The following is a 9890-nucleotide window of genomic DNA, read 5'->3' as shown; positions in this document are numbered from 1 at the left end:
CTCGGGGCCGGCCTGCACGGGCACCGCGACGACCTCGGCGGTCGTGGCGATGTCCCGGATCCTGCCGTGGACGATGTGCAGCTCGGTGGAAACCGGCAAGTCCTCTCCTTCGGGGACGGTCCCGTTAGGGTCCGGAAAGGGCCCACGGACAGCGAGACCCCGGCGCGGAACGCCGGGGCCTTCGCGGAACCTCAATGATCGGGTGACGTCGTCTCAGCCCACGACGTCCTTCAGCGCGTCCCCGAGCTCGCCTGCCTCGTCCGCCGACAGTTCGACAACGAGCCGCCCGCCGCCTTCGAGCGGGACACGCATGACGATTCCGCGCCCCTCCTTGGTAACTTCGAGCGGACCATCGCCTGTCCGCGGCTTCATCGCCGCCATGCGTGCATCCCCTTCCTGCCTAGGGCCGCGTGGGGCCGCCGGGCTTCTTTGGCCGCTGACCCGTCTGCCGCATCAAGTCAACTGGTGGTGGTCCATTATCCCGTTTTCCGGGCGCTAAGTGGTAACGATCAGCTTCGAGATCATGCTGAGACCTGGTAACGAGCCGTCCTGGAGGTGGGCGGCGGCTCCGGTTTCCGGGCCCGCGAGCCCGCTCCCCCACTTCATTTTCTCCCATCGGCCGCGGCGCGGCTCTTGCCCCGGCCTCCGGCTTCACCGATCGTTGGCCTGGAGCATCGGACGTACCGAACCAGGGCAAAGGAGCCTGAACGTGTCGGAGAGCGTGCTGTACGACCTGGCGGACGGGGTCGCGACGATCGGCCTGAACCGCCCGGACGCGATGAACTCGCTGACCGCGGAGACCAAGAGCGCGCTGCGCGCGGCGGTGGAACGGGCACGCGACGACTCGGCCGTACGCGCGGTGCTCCTGACCGGTAGCGGCCGTGCCTTCTGCGCCGGGCAGGACCTGCGCGAACACGCCGCCAACCTCGAGGCGGGCCGCGGTCTGGACGGCACCATCCAGGACCACTACAACCCCATCGTGCTCGCGCTCGCCACCATGCCCAAGCCGGTGGTCGCCGGGGTCAACGGCGTCGCGGCGGGGGCGGGTCTCTCCTTCGCCCTGGCGTGCGACTTCCGGATCGCGTCGGAGAAGGCGTCGTTCGCGACGGCGTTCACGCGGATCGGGCTGGCCCCCGACAGCGGCCTGTCGTGGACGCTGCAGCGCCTCGTCGGCCGCGCGAAGGCCACCGAGCTGCTGCTGCTCGCCGAGCCGCTCCGCGCGCCGGAGGCCCTCGAACTCGGTCTCGTGAACCGCGTGGTGCCCGCCGACCGGCTCGACGCGGAGGCACGGGAGCTCGCGCGGCGGCTCGCCGCCGGGCCCACGTACGCGTACGGCGCGGTGAAGGCCGCCCTCGACCACGCGGCCACCGCCGACCTGGCCGGTGCGCTGGCCAAGGAGGCGGAGCTGCAGGACGCCTGCGCCGCGACCGCCGACCACGCCTCCGCCACCAAGTCCTTCCTCAAGAAGGAGGAACCCGTCTTCGAAGGCCGCTGACCCGCCTCCCCGTCGGGCCCGGTGGAGGTCGGGTTCGGCTGACGTACAGCTCGTACGACGCGACGCGACGCGACGCGACGCGAGGTGAGGCGGCGCGGCCGTCGGCTGGGCCGGCCTGCCGGGTGATCAGCGCGAACGTGGGCGATGGCCGCCCCTCGGACGGCCCGCAGCCCTTAGCCTCGGCATCGTGACCGAACGCGAATGGCTGTCGACCGAGGACTGGTACGCCTCCCTGCCCAGCGTCTACCTCGCGGCGGGCGGCCTGATCACCGACACGTCCGGGCGGATCCTGCTCGTCAAGCCGAGCTACCGCCCGTACTGGCTCTTTCCCGGTGGCGTCGTCGAGGCGAACGAGGCCCCGCACCGGGGCTGCGAACGCGAGGTCCTGGAGGAGGTCGGGCTGAGCGTGCGCGCGGGCCGCCTGCTCGTCTCGGACTGGGTGCCGGCCGACGGCGAGCGCCCGCGTCCGAACATGTACTTCCTGTTCGACTGCGGCACGTACGACGGGGACGCGCCGATCCGGTTGCAGGAGGAAGAGCTCGTGGACCACGCGTTCGTGACGGTCGAGGAGGGCGTGGGCCTGCTCTCCGCCGTCTCCGCCGCCCGCCTCCCCGCCGCCCTCGAGGCGCGCGCGACCGGCGAGACGCGCTACCTCGCCGCGTCGCGGCCCACCGACGCGGACGTGCCGCGCTGAGGTCGCTGCCGGCATTGGGCGTGCAGGTCGACCGTGATCTGCCGACCCGGTTCGGTTCAGTCGCGACCGCCGCTTCTTGATCGCGTTGGAGATCCGGCCGACGCACCCTCATCTCCATGCCGAGCCCTGAACATGACCGACGGCGATGTCACGACCGCGTCCCGACCATGCCGAGCAGGTTGCGTTCGACCCGTTCCTTTGGACTGTCCGCCGTGTTTCTCGCAATAAATTCGAGAGGTCGCTGCCTTCACGGCCGCTGCCTGAAACCAGAGAGGATGGCTCCGATGGCCGAGAGGCAATTCTTCATCGGGAATACGCTGGGTGACTGCCTGGACCACCTCAAGAAGGTGGAGGAGAAGGGCGCAGAGGTCGGCGTCCCGGTCTTCTACGAGCTGGAGGACGGAGGCCGCGAGGTCACCTACGGGCACGGTTCCGAACCTCGGGATCGCTGAACGACCACAGCCGACGTGCCGGGCGAGCGGTGATGCGCACTCGGACGGCGCGTTCACGATGAACCAGGCACGCGAGTACCTGGTCAAGCAGGCAACGGCCTGGTGTTCTGACAGGCCGCCTCAATGCCGGGGGCCCGCGTGCGCATGCGCAGGCGGGCCCTTCCTTCGCACCGGCCCGGCTCCGTTCGATGCCTGCTCAGCGGGTTGAGGGCGGCCCCCGGGCTCGCGGATGACCAGATCGCGATCTCAGGCTCCCGCACCAGGGACTTGGCACGAGCTATGGACCTGACAGAAGCCTCTACATAGCCTTGACCGGCACGCTTGCCGATCAAGGGAGTGTTCATGGCCATGCCGTCGGTGCCGCCCGATGTCCTGTCCCCCGAATTCGCCGCGGACCCCTATCCGTTCTACCGAACGATGCTGGAAGAATTCCCGCTGATCAGGCAGGAGTCGAGCGGCGGTTACGTCATCTCGCGCTACGAGGACGTGCAGCGCGCCTTCCGGGACCCGGTCTTCACCACCGACAACTACGAGTGGCAGCTCGAGCCCGTGCACGGGCGGACCATTCTGCAGATGAGCGGCCGGGAGCACGCCGTGCACCGCGCGCTGGTGGCACCGGCGTTCCGCGGGAATGAGCTGCAGGAGAAATTCCTGCCGGTCATCGAGCGCAACTCCCGCGAACTCATCGAGCGTTTCGCGGGCCGTGGAACCGTCGATCTGGTCGCGGAATTCTCGACCCGGTTTCCGATCAACGTCATCGCCGACATGCTGGGCCTGGACAAGGCGGATCACGACCGGTTCCACCGGTGGTACACCTCGATCATCGCGGTCTTCGGCAACCTGGCCGGCGACCCGGAGGTGGCGGCGGACGGCGAGCGGACCCGCCGCGAGCTGGGCGAGTACCTCATTCCGATCATCCAGGAGCGCCGGGCGAACCCCGGGGACGACCTGCTGTCGACGCTCTGCGCCGCCGAGATCGACGGCACCAAGATGACCGACGACGACATCCGGGCCTTCTGCAGCCTGCTGCTCGCCGCGGGCGGCGAGACCACCGACCGGGCCGTCTCCGGCCTCTTCCGGAACCTCCTCGCGCACCCCGACCAGCTCGCCGCCGTCCGGCGCGACCGCACGCTCATCCCGAAGGCGTTCGCCGAGACGCTGCGGTACACCCCGCCGGTGCACATGGTCATCCGTCAGGTGGCCGAGGACGTCACGCTCAGCGGCGGCACCGTGCCCGCCGGCGGCACCGTCGTGTGCGCGGTCGGCGCCGCCAATCGCGACCCCCGGCACTTCTCCCGCCCGGACGTGTTCGACGTCTTCCGCGACGACCTCGCCGCCTCGACCGCGTTCTCGGCGGCCGCCGACCACCTGGCCTTCGCCCTCGGGCGGCACTTCTGCGTCGGCGCCCTGCTGGCCAAGACGGAGGTCGAGGTGGCGACCAACCAGTTGCTGGACGCCATGGACGACATCGCCTTCCGGGACGGTGCCGCGCCGCCGGAGCAGGGGGTGTTCACCCGCGGCCTCGTGACGCTGCCGCTGGAGTTCCGGCCGGCGGCCGTCGGCTCCTCCGCGACGGCGGCCCCGGCCGTCTCCGGCTGATCAGCCGACGAGGTACGACGGGGCGAACCTCACCGGCAGGTCGACCAGGCCGCGCATCCACACGGACGGCGACCACTCCAGATCCGCGGGGTCCACCGCCAGCAGCACGTCCGGCAGCCGGTCGAGGAGCACCTCGACGGCGGCCTCGCAGATCACCTCGGCGAGCTCCGGTGCCGGGAACGGGCACCGGTGCTCGCCGTAGCTGAACGACATCATGGCCTGGTTGCCGATCGCCGGGGCGTCGGCGGCGGGGCGTACCCGCGGGTCGCTGTTGGCCGCCGCCAGGCCCAGGACGAGCAGGTCTCCGGTGTTGATCTGCTGCCCGCCGAGGTGGACCGGCCGGGCGGCCCACCGGCCCAGGTAGTTCTGCGTGGGGGTGTCCTCCCACAACACCTCGTTGAGCGCGTGGCCGACGCTGCGGCGGCCGCCCGCGAGGTTCAGGGAGAACCGGTCGTCGGTCAGCATCAGCCGGACGGTGTTGCCGATCCAGTACGCCATCGGCTGCTGGGCCGCGGTCATCACGAGGACCAGATCCGCGATGAGCTCCTCTTCCGTCAGGCCGGCGGGATCGTTGATCATGCGCGTGACGAAGTCCGGGCCGGGCTGCTCGAGCTTGTGCGCGACCAGCCGCTCCATGGTCGCGCAGATGCCCTGGTACGCGTCGAGCGCGCCCTCGTCGCCGTTGACCGTGGTCATCATGTCCCGTAGGAGGTCCGGGGTCTCGGCCTCGAGCAGGCCGAAGATCCTGGCGAGGACGAGCAGCGGCAGCGGGTGCGCGTACTCGGCCATCAGCTCGGCCTCGCCCCGCTCGGCGAACGCGTCGATCAGCTCATCGGCGATCTTCTCGGACTGGTTCCGCAGGTCGAACTGGTCGACGACGAACAGCCCGTTGCTGATCGCGCCCGCGCGGCGCCGGTGCTCGTCGCCTTCGGCGAACAGCGTGGAGGGCTGGTAGCCGACGAAGGGCCGCAACGGCCAGTCGGGCGGGATGTTGTCCCATTCGTTCCAGCGGCGGCAGTCGCGGGCGAAGACCTCCGGGTGGCTCAGCACGTGATGGACCTCCCGGTAGCCGATCACGAACCAGGCGGGGATGTCGCCCTCGAGCACCACGGGCACGACCGAGCCGTGCTCCTGTCGCATCTCGCGGTACAGCTCCGCCGGATTCCGCAGGAACCTCGGACCGTACAGCGGCAGCACGTCGGCGTGGACGGGACAGCCGCCCGGCGAGGCGTCGGCGGGGGCGGTTGCAGGCGCAGGTTCGGTCATGGCCTTCTTCCACTATGGGCTCTGGATCCGCCGACGGCGCACGCCGACGGGAGGTCACGGCTTGTTCGCGGGAGACTACGGTCAAGAGTCACCACAGGGCCAGCACCGGGACGAATCTCCCCGAAAAACACGGCCCGCCCATGCTCGAAACTTCGCTTTCTGGTCGATTTCGCCCTGCATAGACGACCCCTCGGAAGGCGGCGGCGTGCCGTCTCCGAGGGGCCGGTGTGAGCGCGGTCAGCCGGTGACCGTCACCTTGAACCTCCCGGACACGCCACCGCTGGTGACCGAGACGCTCGCGGTGCCGGCGTGCCCGGCGGTGATCCTGCCCGTCGCCGGATCGACCTTGACCACCCGCGCGTCGCCGGAGGACCAGACGTGCGAGGCCGGATCGGCGATGGGGAGCGTCAGCGGGGGCTGGTTGTCCCCGCCGACGGCCGTACCGGTCGCCGTGAGCTGCGCGGAGGCGCCCTCCCCGAGTGACGCCGGGCCGGTGACCGCGATGGACGTCAGCACCGGCTCGACGGTGAATCCGATGCGGCCGGACGGGCCGACGTGGATCAGGCCGAAGTTGTAGAAGCCGCCCTGATCCGCCGGCGCGTAGGCGGGCATGCCCAGGTCGGCGAAGGTGAACTGCGGCACGCCGTCGGCCGAGGGCCGGCCGAGCGGGTCGAGGATCTGCTCGGCGAAGCCGCGCGCGTGGCCGTACAGCATGATCACGTGGGTGTCGCGGTGCGTCTGCTGGTACCGCTGGATCAACCGCACGTACATCCGCGCCTCCCACCGGTCGCCGAACTGGCTGTTCGCGGCCGGATGCGGGTCGTACGCCGGCATGTGCGTCACCACGAGCACCGCCGGAGAGCGGTTGCCGGTGAGCTGCCGGACCAGCCAGGGGAACTGCGCCTCGGCCGGACTCTGGTAGGCGTCGGAGGACTGCAGGCTGCCGTGCGCGTTGTCGGTCACGATGACGTTCGCCGGCCCGGAGGTGTACGCGTAGTGCGTGTCGCCGAGCACCTTCGCGAAGTTCCCGTTCTCCGGCACCGTGCCCTGGCTGATCTCGTGGTTGCCGACGATGTCCCGGTAGGGGACGCCGAGCGCGGCCATCTTCCGCCGGGCGAACTCCAGGTCGGGCAGTTCCCCGTCGTCGGACATGTCACCGAGGAACTGCGCGCGGTCGGGCCGCAGCGCCGGGACCCGCTTGGCGATGGCGTCCATGACGTTGGAGCCGGCCGAGCCCGGATCCGACGCGACGAGGTGGGCGTCGTCCCCGGTGAGCAGCGTCGTGCCCTTCTTGTGGAAGGCGTCCGCGCTCTCCTCGTACGTCAGCCAGGACGGGTTCTTCGGGATGGCCGTGTACGGCGGCGCGACGACCGGGCGCGGAGAGTAGAGCGCCTGCAGCCCGCTGACGTTCAGCGTGCCGCTCATCGTGGTCGCCGCGTTGATGCCGAGGAAGTCGATGAAGCTGATCTTCAGCGGGAACTTCATCGTCGACGGCAGCGCGGCGACGACGAGCCGCCAGTCCTTCCAGGTCACCGTCGTCGGGTAGAGCGTCGTCGTGAGGCCGTCGGCGCCGATGTAGGACTCCGCCAGATCGATGCCGCTGCCGTCGCCCTTGATCCACAGGCCGATCCCCGTCGGGTTCTTGCCCTCGGCGTCGGCTCCGGCCTGCAGCGTCGTCTTCGAGGACAGGACGAGCTGCTTGACCCCCTGCCCGGCGGGCACGGTGTACGTGAGCTGGAGCGAGCCGGAGGCGGTGGATCCGGGCGGCACGACACCGGAGGCCAGGCTCGTCTGCGCCGGTTGGCCGGTGGTGTTGCGCAGGTTCCAGTGGCCGACGTCGCTCAGGTCGTCGATGACCTTGGAGACGCTGCCCACCGCGACGGTCGTGCTCGCGGACACTCCACCCGACTCGGCGGTGACCGTGGCCAGCCCGCTCTTGGCGGCCGACGCGGTGAACGTCCCGTGCGCGTCGACGGTGCCCAGGTCGGACGGGCTCACCGTCCACCGGGCCACCTCGGCGGGGACGGGCACGGAGCCGTCGCCGGTGAGGGTGAACTGCTGGACCGACCCGTTGATGAGGTCGGGCTGGTCCGGTCCGATCGTCAGCGAGTGCAGCCGGTCGAGGACGCGCAGGGTCTCGGTCGCGGTCGCGCGGCCGTTCCGGGCGGTGATCCTTCCGGCGCCCGCGCGGTTCACGGTCAGCCGGCCGTTCTGCCACGAGCCCAGGGAGGACGGCACGACCGTGACCCGGGTGGTGCCGGCGGCGGGGTTCTGGTCGGTGTCGGTGGCGTACACCGGGACGTCGACGGTCGCGCCGGGCACGGTGGTGACCGGCGTGCCGCCGTTGATGACGACCTCGCGCGCCGAACCGGCGGCGCCGGCGGTGGAGTAGACGAAGATGCCGTTCGCGACCGCGCGCTCGTGGCCGTCCGACGGCGTGTTCAGCACGGAGAGCCGGCCGTCACCGGGCTTGCGGGCGACGAGTTCGCTCGATCCGCCGGCGTCGAACAGGATGGCGCTGTCCGCGCCGTGCGCCAGCAGGTAGCCGGTGGCCTCGTCGGGCGTGACGCCGGACGCCCCCGTCGGACCGGTACGCCCGTCGAGGACGACGAACGTCGCGTGCCGGCCGTCCTTGCTCAGGCCGACGGCGGTCTCCGGGTTACGGCTGGGGTTCTTGCCGCCGGGCGGAGTGCCCACCGGATCCTTGTACGCCTTGCCGTCCTTGACCAGGACGGTCGCGCCGCTGACCATCATGGTCAGGGCGGGCGCCTTCTCGTCGATCGTCAGCGTGTCGCCCGCGTGGACGTTCGCGGCGAGCCACTGCCCGCCCGCGCCCGAGCCGGCCAGGGCCTCCTGCCCGTCGGTCAGGCGGGGTATCGAGGTGACGCCGGAGGCGACGCCGTCGACGGCGAGACGGCCCCCGGTGGTGTGGCCGGTGACGACCGTCGCCGCGGCCACCGCCGTCGGGCCGCCGAGGTCGGGGGTCAGCCTGCTGATCCCGCCGGCCGCGACGTCGGTGACGGTGTTCACGGACGTGATCGCGTGGTTCGCCGCGCCGTCGGTGACGGTGCCGCTGTAGGTCTGCGGGCCGATGACCATCGAGCCGTCCGGCCTGACCCCGAGGATGGCGTTGAAGTTCGGCTGCGGGCTCTTCAGCAGGCGGCCGCCGGCCATGATCCCGCCGATCGGGCGGCCGGTCGCGTTGATGTCGAAGTAGTCGCCGTTGATGCCGGCCACCGCGCCCGTACGCGTCCCCATGGAGGTCAGGGTCTCGTCCGCCGGGTCGGTGATCCGGTCGCCCGCCTCGACCGCGCCGATCCGGACGTTCGGGTCGGACAGGTCGACGTCGAGCACCTGCGTGTGCTGGCGGCCGCCCACCGCGTCGTAGGTCTCGGAGTACGCGCTGACCCCATGGGTGATCGGGGTCGGGTCGGTCCGGCTCTGGTCGACGACGAGCGGCCAGAAGTCGGGGGTCTCGGGGAGCCAGGGCCTGGTCGCCGCGTCGGCACGTGGGGTGAGCCCGGCCGCCATGGTCGCGGTGACCACGGCGGTCAGGCCGATTCTGATGAGACGGTTCGCCGTTCGCACGGCGCCTCCCGGTGATGAGATGAGGCGAAACCTCAGCACCTCACCAGAAAATGATTTACGAACGGCGACGCCAGGTCGGCAAGATCTTTACCACCCGGTGCATGATCGGGAGGTCAGGTGAGTGGGGGGACAGGGCCCGGAAAACCGCTCAGCGGTCGACGGTCACCTCGAACAACCGTTGCAGCAGAGTGTGCAGCGCGAACCGCTCGTCGCCGGTCAGGCCGTCGAGCATGTCCCGCTCGATCCCCTCGCCCGCACGGCGCAGCGTCTCGACCGTGGTGCGGCCGTCCGCGGTGAGCCTGATCGCGTGCCGGCGCCGGTCGGCGGGGTCCCGGGTCCGCTCGATCAGCCCCTGACGCTCCAGGAAGTCGACCACCGAGACCGCGTTCCGCGGATCCACACCGATCAGTTCGGCGAGGTGCTGCTGGTGGGTGACCTTCACGTTCTCCAAGGTCATGAGGGCGCCATAGTGATGCGGCGTCATGCCGTGCGCGGCCAGCATGCGCGCCCATCGCCGCCGCGACTCGGCACCGAGCCGGGTCAGCAGGTAGCCCGTACTGGCACGGAGCTCAGGCGGCGCAGCAGAAGCACTCCCTGCCGATTCGTGGCTATTGTCCGCCATATCGATGATCATACGCTCTTGCGGACATCCTCCATGATGGTCGTACTTAATGAGCATTCTGGCGAGGCCCGCGTGCTCGGAAGTTCAGGGAACGCGGCCCGCGTACGCGCCGTCTCACCGACCATGACACCCCGCTCCGCGACAGCAGAACCCGACCATTCGCCCCTCGCGCCC

8 protein-coding genes are annotated in these 9890 nt (G+C 70.6%); 4 read left to right on the top strand and 4 right to left on the bottom strand.

All coding sequences use genetic code 11. The annotated features are described in order from the left end of the window. Positions 1 to 213: 213 nt before the first annotated feature. Positions 214 to 381, bottom strand: coding sequence for a DUF3117 domain-containing protein (locus AB0K82_RS40230; RefSeq protein WP_345354103.1), 168 nt, complete (start codon positions 379 to 381; stop codon positions 214 to 216). A 322-nt stretch (positions 382 to 703) separates the two neighbouring features. On the opposite strand from AB0K82_RS40230, the gene AB0K82_RS40225 reads away from it, so the two are divergent. The 4 genes from AB0K82_RS40225 (at position 704) to AB0K82_RS40210 (ending at position 4240) form a co-directional block, all read left to right on the top strand. Then, a complete protein-coding gene (locus AB0K82_RS40225) occupies positions 704 to 1495 on the top strand; it encodes an enoyl-CoA hydratase-related protein (RefSeq protein WP_364407662.1) in 792 nt (263 codons plus the stop codon). A 187-nt stretch (positions 1496 to 1682) separates the two neighbouring features. After that, positions 1683 to 2189, top strand: a complete 507-nt coding sequence (locus AB0K82_RS40220; RefSeq protein WP_364407657.1) for an NUDIX hydrolase — start codon at positions 1683 to 1685, stop codon at positions 2187 to 2189. 284 nt (positions 2190 to 2473) lie between these two features. Further along, positions 2474 to 2641 carry a hypothetical protein gene (locus tag AB0K82_RS40215; protein WP_364407654.1) on the top strand — a complete coding sequence of 56 codons (168 nt, stop codon included), beginning with the start codon at positions 2474 to 2476 and terminating at the stop codon, positions 2639 to 2641. Positions 2642 to 2989: 348 nt separating this feature from the next. Beyond that, on the top strand, positions 2990 to 4240 hold the full coding sequence (locus tag AB0K82_RS40210; protein WP_364407659.1) for a cytochrome P450: 1251 nt from the start codon (positions 2990 to 2992) through the stop codon (positions 4238 to 4240). On the opposite strand, the gene AB0K82_RS40205 is transcribed toward AB0K82_RS40210, so the two are convergent. The 3 genes from AB0K82_RS40205 to AB0K82_RS40195 all read right to left on the bottom strand — a co-directional run bounded on the left by AB0K82_RS40205 (position 4241) and on the right by AB0K82_RS40195 (position 9716). Then, on the bottom strand, positions 4241 to 5506 hold the full coding sequence (locus AB0K82_RS40205) for a cytochrome P450 (RefSeq protein WP_364407651.1): 1266 nt from the start codon (positions 5504 to 5506) through the stop codon (positions 4241 to 4243). It abuts the gene before it with no gap. 237 nt (positions 5507 to 5743) lie between these two features. After that, on the bottom strand, positions 5744 to 9094 hold the full coding sequence (locus AB0K82_RS40200) for a phosphodiester glycosidase family protein (RefSeq protein ID WP_364407648.1): 3351 nt from the start codon (positions 9092 to 9094) through the stop codon (positions 5744 to 5746). A gap of 148 nt (positions 9095 to 9242) precedes the next feature. Further along, positions 9243 to 9716 carry a MarR family winged helix-turn-helix transcriptional regulator gene (locus AB0K82_RS40195; protein ID WP_364407645.1) on the bottom strand — a complete coding sequence of 158 codons (474 nt, stop codon included), beginning with the start codon at positions 9714 to 9716 and terminating at the stop codon, positions 9243 to 9245. Positions 9717 to 9890: the final 174 nt, after the last annotated feature.

This window comes from Actinoallomurus sp. NPDC052274, assembly GCF_040679475.1.
GTDB lineage: Bacteria > Actinomycetota > Actinomycetes > Streptosporangiales > Streptosporangiaceae > Actinoallomurus > Actinoallomurus liliacearum.
Note: the sequence above shows the minus strand (reverse complement) of the source record. Positions and strands in the feature narration are given on the sequence as shown.